At 64.0% G+C, this 17,648-nt stretch carries 15 protein-coding genes; 8 read left to right on the top strand and 7 right to left on the bottom strand.

What is annotated here, in order from left to right; genetic code table 11:
- Nucleotides 1-553 precede the first annotated feature (553 nt).
- Nucleotides 554-1,279 carry a PEP-CTERM sorting domain-containing protein gene (locus ACLL97_RS10905; protein WP_411280500.1) on the bottom strand — a complete coding sequence of 242 codons (726 nt, stop codon included), beginning with the start codon at nt 1,277-1,279 and terminating at the stop codon, nt 554-556.
- 573 nt (nt 1,280-1,852) lie between these two features.
- On the opposite strand from ACLL97_RS10905, the gene ACLL97_RS10900 reads away from it, so the two are divergent.
- The 6 genes from ACLL97_RS10900 (at nt 1,853) to ACLL97_RS10875 (ending at nt 9,145) form a co-directional block, all read left to right on the top strand.
- Nucleotides 1,853-3,334 carry a S8 family serine peptidase gene (locus tag ACLL97_RS10900; protein WP_411280499.1) on the top strand — a complete coding sequence of 494 codons (1,482 nt, stop codon included), beginning with the start codon at nt 1,853-1,855 and terminating at the stop codon, nt 3,332-3,334.
- A 218-nt stretch (nt 3,335-3,552) separates the two neighbouring features.
- Nucleotides 3,553-4,650, top strand: a complete 1,098-nt coding sequence (locus ACLL97_RS10895; RefSeq protein WP_411280498.1) for a sensor histidine kinase — start codon at nt 3,553-3,555, stop codon at nt 4,648-4,650.
- 2 nt (nt 4,651-4,652) lie between these two features.
- On the top strand, nt 4,653-5,390 hold the full coding sequence (locus tag ACLL97_RS10890; RefSeq protein ID WP_411280497.1) for a LytR/AlgR family response regulator transcription factor: 738 nt from the start codon (nt 4,653-4,655) through the stop codon (nt 5,388-5,390).
- Nucleotides 5,391-5,513: 123 nt separating this feature from the next.
- Entirely contained in the window at nt 5,514-7,499 is a 1,986-nt protein-coding gene (locus ACLL97_RS10885; RefSeq protein ID WP_411280496.1) for a pyrroloquinoline quinone-dependent dehydrogenase, read from the top strand.
- A gap of 108 nt (nt 7,500-7,607) precedes the next feature.
- Nucleotides 7,608-8,759, top strand: a complete 1,152-nt coding sequence (locus ACLL97_RS10880; protein ID WP_411280495.1) for a hypothetical protein — start codon at nt 7,608-7,610, stop codon at nt 8,757-8,759.
- A gap of 200 nt (nt 8,760-8,959) precedes the next feature.
- The gene (locus ACLL97_RS10875) at nt 8,960-9,145 is read left to right on the top strand and encodes a hypothetical protein (protein ID WP_411280494.1); all 186 of its coding nucleotides are present in this window, start codon (nt 8,960-8,962) and stop codon (nt 9,143-9,145) included.
- A 109-nt stretch (nt 9,146-9,254) separates the two neighbouring features.
- Here ACLL97_RS10875 and ACLL97_RS10870 read toward each other — a convergent pair whose 3' ends face one another.
- Nucleotides 9,255-9,749, bottom strand: coding sequence for a PA2169 family four-helix-bundle protein (locus ACLL97_RS10870; RefSeq protein WP_411280493.1), 495 nt, complete (start codon nt 9,747-9,749; stop codon nt 9,255-9,257).
- A 243-nt stretch (nt 9,750-9,992) separates the two neighbouring features.
- Nucleotides 9,993-10,628 (bottom strand): phosphatase PAP2 family protein, encoded by a 636-nt coding sequence (locus ACLL97_RS10865; RefSeq protein ID WP_411280492.1) that lies wholly within the window; start codon nt 10,626-10,628, stop codon nt 9,993-9,995.
- A gap of 59 nt (nt 10,629-10,687) precedes the next feature.
- On the opposite strand from ACLL97_RS10865, the gene ACLL97_RS10860 reads away from it, so the two are divergent.
- Nucleotides 10,688-11,581, top strand: coding sequence for a diacylglycerol/lipid kinase family protein (locus tag ACLL97_RS10860; protein ID WP_411280491.1), 894 nt, complete (start codon nt 10,688-10,690; stop codon nt 11,579-11,581).
- Between the two features lie 3 nt (nt 11,582-11,584).
- On the top strand, nt 11,585-12,397 hold the full coding sequence (locus ACLL97_RS10855; RefSeq protein WP_411280490.1) for a metallophosphoesterase family protein: 813 nt from the start codon (nt 11,585-11,587) through the stop codon (nt 12,395-12,397).
- A gap of 67 nt (nt 12,398-12,464) precedes the next feature.
- Here ACLL97_RS10855 and ACLL97_RS10850 read toward each other — a convergent pair whose 3' ends face one another.
- From ACLL97_RS10850 to ACLL97_RS10835, 4 genes are all read right to left on the bottom strand, one after another.
- On the bottom strand, nt 12,465-14,138 hold the full coding sequence (locus ACLL97_RS10850) for an amidohydrolase family protein (RefSeq protein WP_411280489.1): 1,674 nt from the start codon (nt 14,136-14,138) through the stop codon (nt 12,465-12,467).
- Nucleotides 14,139-14,220: 82 nt separating this feature from the next.
- Entirely contained in the window at nt 14,221-14,679 is a 459-nt protein-coding gene (locus tag ACLL97_RS10845; RefSeq protein ID WP_411280488.1) for a hypothetical protein, read from the bottom strand.
- Between the two features lie 47 nt (nt 14,680-14,726).
- On the bottom strand, nt 14,727-16,118 hold the full coding sequence (locus ACLL97_RS10840; RefSeq protein WP_411280487.1) for a hypothetical protein: 1,392 nt from the start codon (nt 16,116-16,118) through the stop codon (nt 14,727-14,729).
- A 16-nt stretch (nt 16,119-16,134) separates the two neighbouring features.
- Nucleotides 16,135-17,648 (bottom strand): TonB-dependent receptor domain-containing protein (locus ACLL97_RS10835; RefSeq protein WP_411280486.1); only part of this gene is annotated, 1,514 nt, incomplete at its 5' end.

Here is a 17,648-nt window from a genome sequence, read left to right as displayed (position 1 = left end):
CGCGCAGCATCGCTGCGGCGACCAATTGAGGAATGTCGGACTCCAGGGGCAATACTTGAACGCGACCACTGGCGTTGGGTGGCGACCGCGCGACCCGTCGCCTGCTGCTGTCGTGTGATCTGTCGCCGCCATCGACGCCGGCCTACCTCGCTGGCACCGCCGCGCTTCGCCGGTGTTCGCTGCCGGCAACGATCCCAAAGCGAGAGAGACGGTGGCCAACATGGTCTTCGATCTCGGCGTCGATCCTTGGGACGCCGGTCGCCTGCGTTTCGCGCGTCTGTTCGACGCATTCAATACACTGGCAAATATCCCGGGACAGCAGCGCCGTGCGTGGAGTGGCAGTGACGCCTTCCGCCGATTGGGCCAGCACCGCAGTGACTATGTAGCGCGTGGGACTTCATTCAGACGTAGCGACAGGGGCACGAGAACGCGATCAGGCCCGTATGCACAGGCGTCGAAACCTGTGCACACGAGTCCGTGCCCGGGAACACCGCAGGCGTCCGGCAAACTGCCGGCAACCAGAGCGACCCACGTTGTCCGAGTGAATGACTGCTCAGGCCCGACGGCGGCGAGCAAAACCGATGAGGGCCAGCAGGCCCGAACCGACCAGGGCCAGCGACGCCGGCTCTGGCACCACCTGCGAGACCTGCGAGGCGTCGGCGACGGTCATGTCGTCGAAGCCGAACAGATCGGAGGAACCCTCCAGCACGAATTCCACCTTGTTGAAGGCGTTCGAGCCGTAGGTCACTCCCCAGAAGCGTAAATTTCCATCCAACGCAACGACTTCGTTCCCGCTCTTGTCACCGTTTTGCACCAGGAACGAACCGACCGACGCCGCACCCAGAAAGAAATTCAAGGTCAGCTTGCCGTTGAAATCACCGATATCGGTTCCGTAAAAGCCGAAGCCGGCTACCGACTGGCTGAACGTGACGTCAAAAGCATTGCCGGGGCCAACTATTTGCCGCCAGTACTGCGAACCGGAAGTGGCGAACCGACCAGCATTGGGCGCGTTGACGACGCTGCCGTCGCCGGTCAACGTCGCTACACCGGCGAAGCCGAAGTTGAGGGCCTGCGGCGCGGTGGCCCCGTTGGCGAGCGTCTCGAAGGAGTTCGTGGCCACGCTGTTCGTCAACGCGCCGATGAACTGATTGCGTGCGGTCTGCGCGGCACCGCCGACGACGCCACCGGGGCTGAGCGTCTGGCCGGTATAGACGGTCTGAGCCGAGACAGCGTTGGCTGCGAGCAGCGAGCCCGCGAGCAGAAGAGAGAGCTTCTTCATGGCTTACTCAGGTGGGAGGAAGGGATACCCGACCGCTCGCCTCGCATTTTGCACGCCGTGCACGGGTCCCGTCGTTCCGGAAAATGGAAGTCGTTGCTCGGCAATCGTATAAATATGATTCCGGCGCGCTCAGGTGCTCAGGAATGGGATGACCTGTGCTATTTGAAGCACGTAATGTGGTTTCGTCGCCACAGGTCGCATCCGCGACAGTGAATCGAATTCCGGCCGTCGAGCTGGAGGGTCACAAAAATCGCCGGTCGCTATTGGGCGGTCGGCGATTCTGGATGTAGGACGGTCATGCCTTACAGTGACGTCGCCTGGTGCGCGGGGCGGTCACAATCGTGCAGCGCACCCGCAATGTGTCACGATCGCCAGAGGTTGTGAATTGCCGAACAACCGACAGCAAGCGACCGCTGTCGCATTTTGCGATACTCGACAGCGAGCTCGATGTACATCAGCTTGCCGGAGCGATGAACGTGGGGTGCGATCCCCCCCGCGGTGCCGCCGGCGCCGCTCGTCGTGAAGCCCCGACGTACCGACGTCGCGGTCACGCTCACTCTGCCATTCTCATCGATGTCACACTCTGCTCGCCTCACCGCCACCGCGCTCTTGTGCGCGTCGTCGATCATTGCGTGCGCTGACGCGCCGTCCCCGACGACGCTCGACAACACCGTCGGCCCTGCGGCCATGGCGTCAGGCCTGGCGTCAGCGAGGGCAGTCGGCAACGCTGAACATGATTACATCGTCTCGTTCGAGGACGACGAGCCGAATCCGGTCGGTCGCGCGAACGCGTTGGTGGCACAACAACGCGGGGTGATGCGGGCCGTGTATCAACATGCCCTCAAGGGGTTTGCCGCGCGTTTCAACAGCCAGGCCGCGCAGGCGCTCGAGGCCACGGACGGCATCGCGCGGGTTGAACTCGACGGTCCGGTGTATGCGGTCGGCACCATCGCCGCCGCATCATGGGGCTTGGATCGCATCGACCAGCGTGTCCTCCCCCTCGATGGCAATTACTCGTGGGCTGCCAGTGGCGCCGGTGTGCGCGTGTACATCATCGACACGGGCATCAGTTCATCGCACGAGCAGTTTGCCGGTCGCGTGTTGAGCGGATACTCCGCACTCGGTGACAACGTCACCGACGACTGCAACGGGCACGGAACACACGTGGCCGGAACGGTTGGCGGCAGCACGACCGGCGTGGCGCATGATGTTGCACTCGTACCCGTGCGCGTGCTGGATTGCGCCGGCAGCGGCACCTGGAGCGGTGTCATCGCCGGACTCGATTGGATCACCAGTCAGAAGACCAGCAATCCCAGTGTCCCGATGGCCGCGAACATGAGCCTCGGTGGCGGATTCAGTCAATCCGTGAACGATGCGGTCGCGCGTGCGGTCTCGAGCGGCGTAATAGTCGCCGTCGCGGCCGGCAACAGCAACATCGACGCCTGCTCGACCAGTCCCGCCAGCACGCCCGGTGCGTTGACCGTGGGCGCCAGCGAAGCGGATGACAATCGTGCGCCGTACTCAAACTTTGGTTCGTGCCTCGACCTGTTCGCGCCGGGCACCAGCATCGCGTCCTCCTGGATCGGTTCCACCATTGCGTACAACACGATCAGCGGCACGTCGATGGCGTCACCACATGTGGCCGGTGTGGCAGCGCTTATTCTGAGTAGCTATCCCACGTATTCCGCCGATCAAGTGCGTGGCTCGATGCTGGACGCCGCGACGCCGAACCTGCTCACGAATGCCGGGACTGGCTCACCGAACATGTTGCTCACGACCCTCTACGGCGCGTCTGTGGTGCCACCACCACCGCCGTCGGTGGTCATCAAGCTGAGTGTCACCAAGTCGGTGTCGAAGAACGCGAATACCGCGAAGCTGGTGTGGAGCGGCGCGACGACGGCCAATGTGGACGTATATCGCAACGGCTCCAGGATCCTGACGACACCGAACGATGGCAACCAGAGCGACTCACGACTGGCGAAAGGTACGTACGCGTACGTCGTGTGCAACGCGGGGTCGACGACCTGTTCGCCATCGGTGTCGGTGACGTTCTGATCCGAGGTCGACCGAGGTGGGTCATCGCGCCGGCACTCACCCCCACACGCCTGCGTTCACGTCGTCGCCGCACACGTTACACGCGATCCTGACCGCGCGTTTGACGGTGCTGACAGAAGACATACGATCACGGCGGTAGTGCGCCCGGTCGTCCCGCCGGCGATCCCTGACCTCCCGCCGACACTGGACGCGTCAGCCACACTGGCCAGATTGCCTAGGTGACCACGCCCGACCGAACGCCCACCCGCATCACGCCGCGCGAGTTCCTCATCGCGTCGGTCAGCGTACACGTGTTGTTCTTCGTGCTGCGCTTCACCTACATGTGGCTCGACGACGTCGTCCGTGGGGTGTCGAACACGTTCCTGCCCACGTTCGTCGAGGAGCTGAGCGGCGCGCTCGGCTCGGCGCTGCTGAGCGTGTTCATCTACCTCGCGTGGTGCCGGTCGCCGTGGCGCACGGAGCAGGTCTGGCGTCACGTTCCCGGCTACCTAACGCTCGGCGTACTCCTCAGCTTCGCCAACACGTCGTTCATGTGGGGCTCGCGCTCGGTCGCTTTTCCACTACTTGGTCTTGGGCACTACGACTACGGGCGCATGCCGCTGCGCTATTTCATGGAGTTGCCGGGGTCGCTCATCGGCTTTGCCACCGTGCTCACCATGATTGCGCTCACCGACGAGGTCCGTGCCCGGCGAGCGCGGCACACGCAGCAACTCGAACTCGAGCGCGAGCTCGCCGAAAGCCAGCTGCGTGCCCTGCGACTCCAGATGCAGCCGCACTTTCTGTTCAACGCACTGAATACCATCTCCGCGCAGCTGCACGAAAATCCCGCGGTGGCCGACCGCTTGATTGGGCACCTGTCGGACCTGCTGCGCGCCTCGTTGCGGTCCACTCATGGGGCGGAGGTGCCGCTGCGCGACGAACTCGCCTTGCTCGACGACTATGCGGCACTCATGCACGCGCGCTTTGGCGAGCGACTCTGCCTGGCGGTGGAGAGTGACCACCGCCTCGCCGACGTGCGGGTGCCTCCGGTGCTGCTCCAACCGCTCGTGGAGAATGCCATCCGGCACGGTGGCCTCGAACGACAAGGCGTGGCGCGCATCCGCGTGCACATCGCCCGCGATGCAGGAACGCTCACGCTGCAGGTGCACGACGATGGACCCGGTATCGCCCACGGGCGAGATCCGCTGGCATCGGGGACGGGACTCAGCACGACCGCGCGGCGTCTGGAGCTGTTGCACGGGAGCGCGGCTCGCATACAGGCGGGCAACGATCCGCGCGGTGGCTTCCTCGTGCGCATTACGCTGCCGATCACGTGACCATGCGCGTCCTCATCGTGGACGACGAAGCGCCCGCGCGCGCGCGTCTCACGCGCTTGGTGGCGGCGATTCCGCACGTGGAGCTGGTCGGTCTGGCGGAAGACGGAGAAGTGGCCGTGCAGGCGATCACGACGCTGGCACCAGACCTCGTGCTGCTCGACATTCGGATGCCGCGGCTGGACGGCTTTGGCCTGGTGGACGCCATGGGTGACGAGATGCCGCTCACCGTCTTCTGCACCGCATACGACGAACACGCCCTCCAGGCCTTTGATGCGCGCGCGGTGGACTACCTTCTCAAGCCCGTGAAGCCCGAGCGACTCGCGGCCGCCGTGGAGCGGGCGCGCGCGCTACTCGCGGGCACGGCGGCATCCCGGTCACGCGGCATGAAGTCGGTTAGCGACATCGTGGAGTCGCAGGGTGGATTTCTGGCGCGGCTGCTCGTGCGAGATTCGAACCGGGCGTATCTCTTGCCCGTCGATCAGGTGGATCACATCCGCGCCGACCGCAATCACTGCGACGTGCACGCGCGTGGACGCGTGTTTCGTGTGCGCCGCACGCTCACGTCGTTGGCGGAGCGCCTCGATCCAGCGTGCTTCCTGCGCATCAACAAAAGTGACGTCGTGCGACTCGACGCGGTGCGCGAAATCCAGCCGTGGTCGCATGGCGACTATCGCGTGGTGCTGCACGACGGTCGCACGCTGAGTTGGAGCCGACGCTTTCGGGCGGCAGCGGCGGAATAGGTGGTCGGCGCGTGCGCTCGCTCTCTCCGCCTGTCCGAGCGGGCGTCCCGGTCGTCCCGCTCCGTGCGGTGTTCGTGCGCTGGACGGGCGAAGCTTCGGCATTCACTCATCAGGAGTTGTGCCATGGCGCGTGTTGCACTGTCCTACATCGTCGTCGCTGGACGCCGACGTCGCATTGTTGTCGCCGGCCTAGTCGTAGGCCTGGGAGCCGTTCCGCTGCTCGCGCAGTCCACGGGTCGCGCGACCCGCGCGGCGTTGGCTGCCACCGAATGGCCCGCCTATGGTGGCGACGCGGGCGGTAGCCGCTACGCACCCATCTCGCAGATCAATCGCCGCAACGTGGCGCAGCTGCGCGAAGCGTGGCGGTTCACTACGGGTGAGCTCGACGAGGGCGAGCGGTCGTTCGAGGCGACCCCCATTCTGGTGGACGGCACGATCTATCTGAGCACGCCGCTTGGCAAAGTCTTCGCGCTCGACCCGGTCACCGGCACCACCAAGTGGACGTTCGACGCGGGCGTGCCGGTGCGTAGCGGCTTTGGCGACTTCACCTCTCGTGGCGTCTCCACCTGGCTCGACAGCGCGGCCGTGGTCAGCTCGCCCTGCCGCCGTCGCATCATCGTGGCCACCACCGATGCCCGGCTCATCGCGCTGGACGCGCAAACGGGGACGCCGTGTAGCACGTTCGGCAACAAGGGTACCGTGTCACTCCGCGAGGGGCTCCGCAATGCGCCGTTCGAGTTCGCGGAGTACGAAGTCACGTCACCACCGGCCGTGCTCAATGGCGTGATCGTGGTGGGTTCGGCCGTGGCCGACAACAATCGCGTCAACGCGGCCAGCGGCGAGGTGCGCGCGTATGATGCGCGCACGGGAGCCAAGCGGTGGACATGGGATCCCGTGCCGCAGAATGCGCGGGATGCGGCGTACGCCACCTGGCGTGGTGACAGCGCACATCGCACCGGTGCCGCCAACGCGTGGAGTGTGATCGCCGCCGATCCCGTACGCGGCCTGGTGTTCGTTCCCACCGGTTCGGCCAGCCCGGACTACTACGGCGGCAAGCGGCTGGGGCGCAACGACTACGCCAACAGCATTGTCGCCCTCCGGGCCGCCACCGGCGAGGTCGCGTGGCACTTTCAGACGGTACATCACGACCTGTGGGACTACGACAACGCGTCGCCTCCCGCCCTCGTCGACGTGACGATCAACGGCCAGCGGCGCGCGGCCGTGCTGCAGGCCACCAAGACGGGTATGCTGTTCGTGCTCGATCGTGACAGCGGCGAGCCACTCGTTGCCGTAGAGGAACGCACCGTACCCGCGAGTGACGTCGAGGGTGAGGAGTCGTGGCCCACGCAGCCCTTCAGCACATTGCCCCCACTCAGCCCGCACGCGCTCAACGCCGAGCAGGCGTTCGGCGGGTCCGACGCCACGCGCGGCGCGTGTGCGGAGCGCCTTCGTCGTCTCCGCAACGAAGGCATCTTTACGCCGCCCTCGCTGCGCGGCACCCTCGCCATGCCATCGAATATCGGCGGCGCGCACTGGGGCGGTCTGGCGTGGTACGCCCCGGGCAACATCGCCATCGTGCCGGTGAACACGGTGGCGGCGTACGTACAGCTGGTGCCCGCCGAGGGCACGGACATCGCCGCCCTGCGCCGTGAGGCTGAGGCGCGGGGCGGTCAGGTGAACCGGCTGCGCGGCACGCCGTTCCTCCAGGTGCGCGGGCTGCTCGTGGGTGACGACGGCGTGCCGTGCACACCACCACCGTTTGGAAAGCTCGTGGCGATGGACATCGCCAACGGCCGCATTTCGTGGGACATTCCACTCGGCAACATGGTGCCGGGCGCAACTCCGGCTACCGGCTCTCCCAACCTTGGCGGACCGATTGCCACCGCCGGCGGTCTGGTGTTCATCGCCGCCACACTCGACCGGCAGTTCCGTGCCTTCGATGCGGAGACGGGTCGTGAGCTGTGGAGCACCGTGTTGCCGGCAGGTGGAAAGGCCACGCCCATGACCTACGTCGGTGCCGATGGTCGGCAGTACGTGGTGATCGCCGCCGGAGGAGACGGGAGTCGATTCGGTCGCGGCGACGCGGTGATCGCCTTCGCGCTGCCGTAGTGTGCGCGATGCATGGCCCACCGAACCATTTCGCGTGGCGGCACCGCTGATGCGGCCGTATGATAAAACTGTTGCCGAATCACCGTCTCTCACTTAGGTGGTCAGCCAATGATCCGTATGCTTTGGGCTCTCTGTGGCATTATGGGCGTGATGGCACTTGCGGCCTGCGACCCGGGCGTGAAACTGGTCGGCCCGGCCGCGGGTAACTGTGCGGCAGCTCCGTTTTTCAGTACCAGTCCGGTCGCAATGGCGGACATCGATCTGATCACGGTGGTCGGTGGACTGGGCGCTCCTGGTCATACGTTGCCGACCGCACACGCCGGCTTCTACCTCGCCACCGAAGGTGCTGTGGTGCGAGCGCCGGGCGCGATGCAAATCACGAAGCTGCGTCGCACTACGTACGTGACGTCGCCGAACCGTCAGGGTAAGACCGACTTCACGGCAGAATTTCAGTTGTGCAAGCAGGTGTCCGGCTGGTTTGGGCACCTCTCGACGCTTTCCGCCGCCATACCGGTCAACGGAAGTTGGAAAGAGTGCGAACGGTACAACACGTCGCTCGAAACCGTCGAGACGTGTAGCGCGAAGCTGGAGGGGGTCACGGTGGCGGCCGGAGAAGTGATGGGTACCAGCGGACTGTCGATTGCACTGGGTCTGATGGGACTCGATTTCGGATTGCTCGACGACCGCGTCAATAACGGCTACGTCGCGAATTGGCGTCATCCTGACCCCTCACGGCAATCGATCTGCGCCTGGGATAAGTTCGAGTCGGCGGTGCAAGCGCCGCTGTTGGCCAAGCTTCGCGATCCGTCGCGCAGGCGGACGGTGCCCGCCGGTGCACCACGGTGCGGCACCATGCAGGTCGATGTTGCCGGCACGGCCAAAGGCGTCTGGGCGCTCCCCACGGAGACGTCGCCGCTGCGCGGAAACGAAACCGCGTACATCACACTCGCGAACTACCCATACCGCCCTGAAGATCAACTTGCCCTCAGTCTCGGGCCCAATGTGCTTGGCGCTGGCGTCGCGGTCGTGAGCCGTGGATCCGGCAGCGGACGTGTCAATCGACCGTTCGAGCAGGTCACCAACGATGGCCTGATCTATTGTTACGGGCCGGACATCGACCAGCCATGGCTCAGTTGGCTCGTGACACTGACCAGCCCGAACACCCTCAGTATTCGCATGGTTGAGAACTTCGTCGGGAACAGCTGCTCGGCCCCGGTCAGCACGTGGTCGATGGTCGGCGCGGTGCAGATGGTGCGGTAGCTGGGTCGCTGCGCCGTGCCGCCTGGCGCTACCGCAACTGGTTAGGGGTTGGCGGAGTCCTCCAGGTCCTTGCGTCGACTGTTCGCCACACGCGTTCTCGGCACCATCGCTTTGGGCAGCGCGCTGTCGGCGCAACCTCCCACCATGGTTGACCGCTGGAACATCGAATACAACGCGGACGACAGGTCGAGCATGACGTCGTGACTCCGATGATGGCCACCGGCGTGCTCACTATTACGTGTCAGAGCGCGATGCTCTACATCACCGTCTCATGGATCTTGATCGCCACCCGCGACGAGCTGACAGGCCAACAGCTGCCTGTCTCACCAGGAATGATCGAGGCGGCTCACCCGACACCGATAACCGGATCGCGCGTAACGGGCTGACAACCCGACTTGCGTCACGGTGCGACCACGGAGGGCGGTACGTACGACGACTGCATCATCATCGTCGCACGTCCTACCTTCGTATCTGCGGGCGCCAACGCATTCCAGCCTACGCCGCCGGGCCGTCGTGCGCGTCGTGTGCGTCGTGTGCGTGGTGCTGTTGGTTTCGAAGATCACGCACGCGATCGTGCGCCGCGCGCACATCGTCCGCCTGGCGTGCTATCAACGGACGCAAATCAATCGGCAGCTCTTTCTCGAGTGCTTCGGCATACGCTTTCTTCGCGTAATCTTCACCACGTTCGCACTCATCGAGAATCGCGTGATCGTCATCGCTCGTCACGCTCGCCTTCACCGCCATCCAGCCGCGATGAACCGCGCCCGCCACGTGCCCCATATCCGCGGGCTTTCCACCGAACCGTTCGACCTGAACTTCAAGCTCATGCGTAAACGCGGCACGTTGTGATGAAAGCGTCGAGAAGAGCTGCTTGAGATCGCCACGATCGGCGCGCGCTGCAGCAGCCGCAAACCCCTTCTCGCCGTCTCGCAAGGTCTCGATCAGATCGTTCATCGCGGAGACGGCTTCCTCGTTGGCATCGGTCGACATCGTAACGGCTCCCTGTGTTGCATGATGAGATACAGGATGATCGGCGATCGTCATCGACAGCTGCACGCCGTGCCATACCTCACGTGCAAGCGACGGGCCATCACGGAATATTCTGATCGGTCGCATCCAGGTATCCGATCGTGGTAAGCCCGTCACCTGTGGAATCGCAGGCCAAGGTTACAAGAGGCCGCAGAATGATACCGGCGTTGGTCGATGCGTCAGGGCTGCTCAACGACACCGAACTCAGGCGCGATCGCGCACGCGCTGGCGGTACGTGAACTCGTTGGCCGTCACGCCGATGATCAACCACGCGGTACCAAGCAAGAGCCCGGCGATCACATCACTCGGGTAGTGCACGCCAAGGCAGAGGCGGCTGTATGCGATCAGGCCCACGATACCGGCCGCGATCACGACGAGGGACGCACGATGAATAGCGCTATTGACCACGTACCGCGACAGCATGTACGTGAGCATGCCAAACCCAACCATAGCTCCAGCGGCATGGCCACTCGGGAAACTGAGAGACGCGCCGTGCAGGAATAGCTCCGCGCCATCGGGTCTCACACGGTGGAAGGCCCGCTTGAGCACGAAGATAAGCAGACTCGTGCCGGCAAAGGCGGTAATCCACCAGACGAGCATCGGGGTACGGCGTCGCCACCCCAGCCACAGGGCACCGAGTACGGCGAGGAGTGTCATCGATGCTGGTGAGCCGGCGAGCGAAGCGAGCACCCAAAACCGTTCACCCGCCGCCGTGCCCGTGACCGTACCGCGGCAGCTCGTGAAGACATGCCGATCCACACCGGACAATGCACGTCCGTGCGAAACGGAGTGCGCGAGAAAGCCGAACGCGACCAATGCGGCCGCGCCGAACATTATCATCGCAGACAGTGTAGTCAGCGCCATCGGGTCACGGCGCTCACCGTCAATCATCGAAGCTCGTGAAGACAAGCATGATCGTGCTGCTCAACAGCGGCGCCGGTTCTATTAAAAATGAGAGCGATCGGGCACAACTGCTGGGGCTGCTGGCAGTGTCTGTGCCGAACGCCGAGGCTCGATGCACGGACGAGCACGTAACGATGAACGAGCTGATCCGTCAAGCGGTAACGGACGCCCCGACAGTACTCGTTGCCGGCGGTGGCGATGGCACCATCAACGCCGTCGCCTCGGCGCTTGTCGACACCCCCATCATACTCGGCGTACTTCCACTCGGCACTTTGAATCACTTTGCGGCCGACCTGGGTATCCCGACGACGCTGACTGATGCCGTCGAGCTGCTGCGCCATGGCGTGGTACGCGAAGTCGACGTTGGTGGCGTGAACGACCGAATTTTTCTCAATAACGCGGGCATTGGATTGTACCCTGAAATCGTCGAGCGTCGCGAGAGGAAGCAACGGGCGGGTCTCTGGAAGTGGCCTGCTGCGATCGTTGCGACCCTGCAGGCGCTTGTTCGCTTCCAGAAGTTTGGCGTGCGCATTCGCACCGACGACACGGTGCTGCTCCGACGTACCGCGGCGTTGTTCGTCGGCAACAACCAGTACACGAATGCCGACTCACTGGAACCGCGCCGTCCGTCGCTCACATCGGGTGTGCTGGCCGTGTACATTCCACGCGCGCGTGGTCGTTGGCGATTGATCTGGGATGCGATGATTGCCCTGGTTGGAAGCGTCGGCGACAGCGAGGGCTTTGAGCGGTTGATCACTCGCGACTTCACGGTCGAGTCGAAACGGCCGGTAGTTCGCGTATCGATAGACGGCGAACTGCTGCGTCTTCCGACGCCGCTCCTGTTTCGTTCGCGCGTAGGCGCGCTGCGTGTCCTTGCGCCGAAGGAGTAAGGGATGCGTACAGTGGTACAGCTGTCCGACCTGCACTTTGGTACGACGATCGCCGACACGCTCACTCCACTCGTTCGGCTGCTCAGCGATTTGGCGCCTGATCTCGTGATCATCTCCGGCGATCTCACCCAACGCGCAACCAGTGCACAGTTCATCGCGGCGCGCGCCTATTTGGAACGCCTGCCAACGCCACAACTCGTGGTCCCCGGCAATCACGACGTACCCCTGTACGATGTGGTTCGCCGGTTTCTATCGCCGCTCGGTCGTTATCGGACACACATTGCCACCGAGCTCGATCCCGTGTTTCTTGACGACGAGATCGCGGTGATTGGTCTCAATACCGCGCGGTCGTTGACGTTCAAGGGCGGTCGTATCGGCGAGAAACAGCTTACGGCCGCCACGTCATTTCTTGCTCCGATTGCTCCCCACGTCGCTCGCATCGTGGTCGCGCACCACCCCCTCGACGTCCCGGTCGGATTGTCCGGCGTGGAGATAGTGCGCGGCGCCGAGCGCGCCATCACGGCCTTGGCGCGTCACGACGTGGACCTGTACTTGTCTGGACACTTGCATCTCACCCACACCGCCAGCACCGCCAAGTATGTGACTGGTTACGAGGCGCCGATGCTGGTGGCGGGCACCGCGGTGTCTACCCGTGCACGGGGGGAGCCGAACTCGTTTTTTGTCTTTCGCGTTCATCCGCGCGTGATCGAGTGCGATACCTACTCGTGGAACGCACAGACAACGGCGTTCCAACACACGGATACGCGAAGCTTCGCACGAGTGAGCGGTGGCTTCCCCAAAACGCAAAAGCATTGAGGGTCGTTGCGCACCGCCGTCCGCATCCCCGCCACAGGGCCAGCAGTCGCCGATGACGTTGCGTGAGCTAACGGGAGGGCATAGCGGCGCGTTGCGCGTCGCCCATCTTCTCGATGTCATCAAGCAGCTTTTTCGCGTCGAAGACGATGCCGTCCTTGATCGTCCACTTGATGCCGCCGTACTGCTCCACCTTGCCGGTGGCGTCGTTCAGGCGAAACCATCCGGTGCCGTAGAGTACCTTCAAATTGGCGAACGGGTTGGCATCGACCACCACGAGGTCGGCCAGCATGCCGGGTTCCACCACACCGAACTCGATGTGCTTCTTCATGGGCTTGAATAGCGTTTCGGCCGCGTGCAAGGTGCCCGCCCGAATGGCCTCACCGGGTGTGAAGCCGGCTTCCTGCAGCAGTTCCAACTCCTCGATGGTGGAGAACCCCGGCGTGTTGTAAATGAAGCCCGCGTCCGAGCTGGCCGTCACGCGCCCGCCCATGTTCTTGTATTCGTTCAAAAACTCCATCCACACATGATAGAAGTTGCGCCACGCCACTTCGTCTTCGGTGGTCCAGTCGTAGAAGTACGCTCCGTGGTTGGTGCGACTGGGCTGGTAGTAGGCCCACTGCGAGGGGATGGTGTACTTCGCATGCCAGGGCTCGTTCATGCGCTTCACCAGATCACGTCCGGTGAGGTACGTGGTCATCGTGGGATCGAGTGTGACGTCGCGATCCTTCAGGTTCTTCAGGAAGGCATTCCACTTTTCACTGTGCGGCTTCACCAGATTCCACTGCCGCGCCACCTGACCAAAGCGTGTCTGCTCGTCGTTCAGGTTGGAGCCCACGGGCCACGGCTGGATCTGGTTGTTCTCGTACATCGACTCGAAAATGCCATAGAAGTGCGTGACGGCGTCGAGTCCGAGCTTGGTGGCCATGTCCGCGTTCATTTGTCCCACGCCGCCCTGCTGCAAATGGGCGGTGGAGCCGAGTCCGAGCTTTTTAGTTTCATCGAGCAACGCCTCCATGATATCGGCGCGCTCCGCGCCCAGCTTCAGGCCGTCCACGCCGTTGGCCTTGGCCCAGCGTACCCACTCGCGCGCCGTCTCGGGCGTACGTGGCACCCCACGCCCCCACCCTGTGCCCGGGCGCTGGTACACGGAGTACCGCGGCGCGGTGATTTCGTTCTTCGCGCTGCGGTCGCGTTCCTTGACCGAGTAGTCGAAGCTGGCGAAGGGCACGCCACGTACCGTCGTGATGCCGTTGGCGAGCCAGAGCTTGTTGTAATACTCGCTCTCGGGCGCCTTCTGCTGCGTGCCCTGGTGGACATGCAGGTCGACCAATCCGGGCATCATGTACATGCCGTTGGCATCGATCTCCTTGGTGGCGCCCTTGGGTCGCTTGGATTGATCGATTGGCACATTCGGCGTACCGACGCTGACGATCTCCGAAATCTTGTTGCCGACAATCACGACATCCACCGGGCCGCGCGGCGCGCTGCCGTAGCCGTCGATCAGGTGCACGCCACGGATGATGAGCTTTTGGAAGGGCCCTTCGCCTTCCTTGCGCGCCGGCGCGCGGTTGGGATCCTCGCTGCGTTCGGCGGCGAGTCGCGCCTGCATGGTGGAGTCAGGCGGCGCGTCCGGGGCGCGTCGGGCCTGCGCAAAGGCGACGTGCGGGATAAGCGACAGCAGCATCGGGGCGGCGAACGACAGCGCGCCAAAGAAGGACGACAGCGGGCGGGAAGGTTGCATAATGTGGGCTGGGTGCGGGAAACGGCGTCTCAGCGCGATGGCACGAGCGAGCGAGCGCGCCGTCCCACGTGAAAGGAGAAAACTAGGGTTGGATGGGGCTCGGCAATCCGTCGCCGGACGCGCCGCCCACACTTGACGCAATGCCGACCAGTGCCAGCGCGACCGCCGCCACGATGCCCAGCCCAAACAACAGACTGCGCGAGCGGGAGATCTTCCGCACGTCGACCCGCTCGGTGCCCGACACGGCCACCGTCACCGTGTCGCCGGACGACTGGTAGCGTTCGTTCGCACTCGTGTAGGTCCGCTCCACCGCCAGCACCAGGGAGTCGGCGGTGCGTCGCAACACGACGCCCTCGATGTCGCGCACGTCATTGCCGAGCGACTGCCGCACGAACGCGCTGCCGGCGGGGTTCAACGTCACTCGCACGTTGGCGGAGGGGGCCGCGGGTAGCACCTCCGACGACGGTTGATACGCGTAACAGCCCAGGAGGGACCACGCGGTCAGCGAGAGCACCGGCGCAGCGCCGAAACGACCGGCCACAGTTCTCCGTGGCCGGTCGTTCGGATACGACGCTGAGGAACGAGGCGCTACCGACACGCCGCCGGTCGAATATCCGCCGGTTGCGGTGTCAGTGGATTTTGCTGGCGCTCGTTGTACGAGATCGGGAAGAAGCAGGGGCGGAGGCCTCGCGTGGACACCCAATTGTCCGCACGGATCTGGAACCGATAGTGGTCGTTCAGACGACGGCCCTGCTGGAACAGGTTGACGCTGCGCGAGTGAATCAGAATGTCGCGGGCCGACGGTGTTCCGGTCCAAGCCGGCAGGCCATTCACGGCGCGCACGGCATTGATCTGCGTCGCGAATTCGGCGGTATTGCCGCTCGCGAGTGCCGCTTCGGCGAGGATGAGCCGCATTTCCTTCGCCGACGTCACGGTCCAACCGGTGACGACCGTTGACGAAAGACGGCAGCACTCGTCGATCGCGGCGGCCGTCACCGGATCCGGCTGCCCGGTGATGGGATCGATGAGCTTAATGCCCGCAATACCGTCGAGCGGTCGCGTGCCGGCGCCAGTCGTGTTGATGTAGCGCGAGCCGGCGCGGATCTCGAGACGTGAGTTCATTTCGCTGCCGGTGGAAAAGTACCCACCGTTATTCTGGGTGACCGCGTCGAACCGGTAGCGGAAGTTGTCCGGGCCCATCGCCACGAGGGCCGCTGCGGCATCCGCGTTAGCACCCGCATCGTTGATGAGCGGGTTGGCCGGAAAGCCGCGCGGTGCACGCAGTGAGCTCCAGACCGCCTTCGAGAATTTCGCACGAGCTCGGAGGCCGAGCACGCGCGCCCGCAACGCCGTGTTGCTGGTCGCCGTGGCCAGTGCCAAGCCCTTGTCGAGGAACACCGTGGCCGAGTCGAACATGCGTCGCATGTTGGCCTCGCCCACCGGTGCGCCGTTTACAGTGCGGTCGGACGAGATTACGAAGTCTTCGTAGTTCTCGCCGATGAGCGTATACACGGTGGCGCCGAGGAAGTACGCCTGACCGAGGTCCGCGCGATTCCGCAACGTCCCCGCCGTGCTGTAGGCTTCAAGCTTGGGGATCGTGTAGTCGGATAACCAGCGCGCTTGCGAAACGTACGGGAACATGCCGTCAGTGTACTCGTTGAGCGGGTCGCCCACATCGCCCACGTCGAGCAAGTTCCAATACTCGCGGGAGCCCACCCACGTAAGCTCGTCGGACGCGGCACCCACGGTGCCGATGATCTGGTTTCCGGCCGCGTTCACCGACCCATACAGGCCATTGACCAACGACGTGGCGGCCGAAGCGGCATCGGCAATGGCCGATTCCGTGACGGCGTTGGGGTTCTTGATTTCTGTCGAGAAAATCTGGCAGGAGGAGAGCGTGAGTGCGCCGAACGCGAGTGCACCTACCGCGGATCGACGGCGACGGGTCGCCGTACCCACGATCGAGGTTCCGATGGTCATTGGGCAGTGGTCCGGGTTAGAAGCCAAGGTTCAACGCGATCGACACGCGACGGGGAATCGGCAGGCCGAATCCATCGGTGGCGTTCTGGAAATTGTCGGCGAGCGTGCCAGTTGAGCCGCGACCGTTCTCGTTGGACTCGGGGTCCTGGCCGGGATACTTGGTCCACATAAAGACGTTGCGACCGGCCAACGTGATGTTGGCGTTGCGGAAGCCGATCCGCTTCGCCGCGTCGGCGCCCAAATCGTACGTCACCGCGATTTCACGCCAGCGCAGAAACGATCCGTTTTGGCCTTGGTTCAGACCCGGCTCCAGAAGGCGACGGTACTTCGTGATGTACTCGGTAGCGGCGGCCACGCGCTGTTCCGGCGTGCTGGCCGGGTTTTCCATGACCGATTGCACGTCGGAAAACTCTTTCCGGTTCGAGCCGATCGATGGGTGCTGGGAGAGACGGAAGCCATCGGTGAGGTTCGACACGAGATAGCCCGTGCGATACTCGAGCGTGGACTGAATCTTCCAGTGATTCGCGAAGGAGAACGAGCCACCGAAGGCGCCGGTCCACTCCGGAATGGAGCTGCCAACGCGCTGCTCGAACAGGATACCGCTCCCGTCGTAATCGGCCAGCAACGGCTGCAGCACGTTCTGCACGGCCGACGACTGAATGTTGCGCGGCTGCGCGAAATAGGCCAGCAGTTCCGCCTGCGTGGCGGCCGTGCCTCGGCCAGCGTAGTTGATCGGCAGCTGACCCGCGGTATAACAAGCGATCGGCTTGCCGGCACTGTTGGTGGCCGGACCGCCGGCGCCACACGCCTGCGCCAGGCGCGGCTCGTAGATGGAGCCGAGGGGATCGCCTTCCTTCAGGTAGATGCGGTAGCGCGCGTAGCCGCCCGACACGCGAATGGGCGGAGCACCACCCAAACTCGTGAGCGTCTGCTTGAGATACGCCGCATTGGCAAACAGCTCCAGCCTTGTATTGGCACTCTGGATCGGACTGCCGCGCAACGCGATTTCCATACCGTTGGCCGAGATCTCACCGATGTTCGTGAGCTGCGCGGCACGGAAGCCGCCCGACTGCGCAAACGTACGCGGCACCAAGGCATCCTTCACCTTGCGATCCCAGTACGTGAACTCGAGTGCCACTTTGTTGTTGAAGAGGCCGGCTTCGAATCCGCCTTCGAGTTCCGTGGAGATTTCCGGACGCAGGTCCGAGTTCCCAAGCTGCGACGGCAGCAGTCCGGAACCCAGCGACGTTACCAGCGGGGAGAACGTCGTGAACTGGTCGAAGGCGCCGGGCTGACGACCCGACTGACCAATCGCCGCGCGCAGGCGCAGCGTGGACACGATGGTGTTGGTCCAGCTCTGGCGATCCGACGGCACGACCGACAGCGACGCCTTCGGATAGAACACACCGCCCGCGCTTTTGCCAAACGCGCTGGAGAAGTCGTAGCGGCCACCGGCGGTACCGAAGATCCACTCCTTGTAGCCAATTTGCGTCTGGCCGAAGTAGCCGCCATTCACCGTAGTGATGAACG

The organism is Gemmatimonas sp. (assembly GCF_046594945.1).
Classification (GTDB): Bacteria; Gemmatimonadota; Gemmatimonadetes; order Gemmatimonadales; family Gemmatimonadaceae; genus Gemmatimonas.
Note: the sequence above shows the minus strand (reverse complement) of the source record. Positions and strands in the feature narration are given on the sequence as shown.

Excerpts from the sequence above, each read along its gene's own strand:
- ACLL97_RS10905 (WP_411280500.1), bottom strand. The coding sequence starts at position 1,279 with ATGAAGAAGCTCTCTCTTCTGCTCGCGGGCTCGCTGCTCGCAGCCAAC.
- ACLL97_RS10890 (WP_411280497.1), top strand. The coding sequence starts at position 4,653 with ATGCGCGTCCTCATCGTGGACGACGAAGCGCCCGCGCGCGCGCGTCTC.
- ACLL97_RS10840 (WP_411280487.1), bottom strand. The coding sequence starts at position 16,118 with ATGACCATCGGAACCTCGATCGTGGGTACGGCGACCCGTCGCCGTCGA.
- ACLL97_RS10865 (WP_411280492.1), bottom strand. The coding sequence starts at position 10,628 with ATGATAATGTTCGGCGCGGCCGCATTGGTCGCGTTCGGCTTTCTCGCG.
- ACLL97_RS10855 (WP_411280490.1), top strand. The coding sequence starts at position 11,585 with ATGCGTACAGTGGTACAGCTGTCCGACCTGCACTTTGGTACGACGATC.
- ACLL97_RS10880 (WP_411280495.1), top strand. The coding sequence starts at position 7,608 with ATGATCCGTATGCTTTGGGCTCTCTGTGGCATTATGGGCGTGATGGCA.
- ACLL97_RS10900 (WP_411280499.1), top strand. The coding sequence starts at position 1,853 with ATGTCACACTCTGCTCGCCTCACCGCCACCGCGCTCTTGTGCGCGTCG.
- ACLL97_RS10870 (WP_411280493.1), bottom strand. The coding sequence starts at position 9,749 with ATGTCGACCGATGCCAACGAGGAAGCCGTCTCCGCGATGAACGATCTG.
- ACLL97_RS10885 (WP_411280496.1), top strand. The coding sequence starts at position 5,514 with ATGGCGCGTGTTGCACTGTCCTACATCGTCGTCGCTGGACGCCGACGT.
- ACLL97_RS10850 (WP_411280489.1), bottom strand. The coding sequence starts at position 14,138 with ATGCAACCTTCCCGCCCGCTGTCGTCCTTCTTTGGCGCGCTGTCGTTC.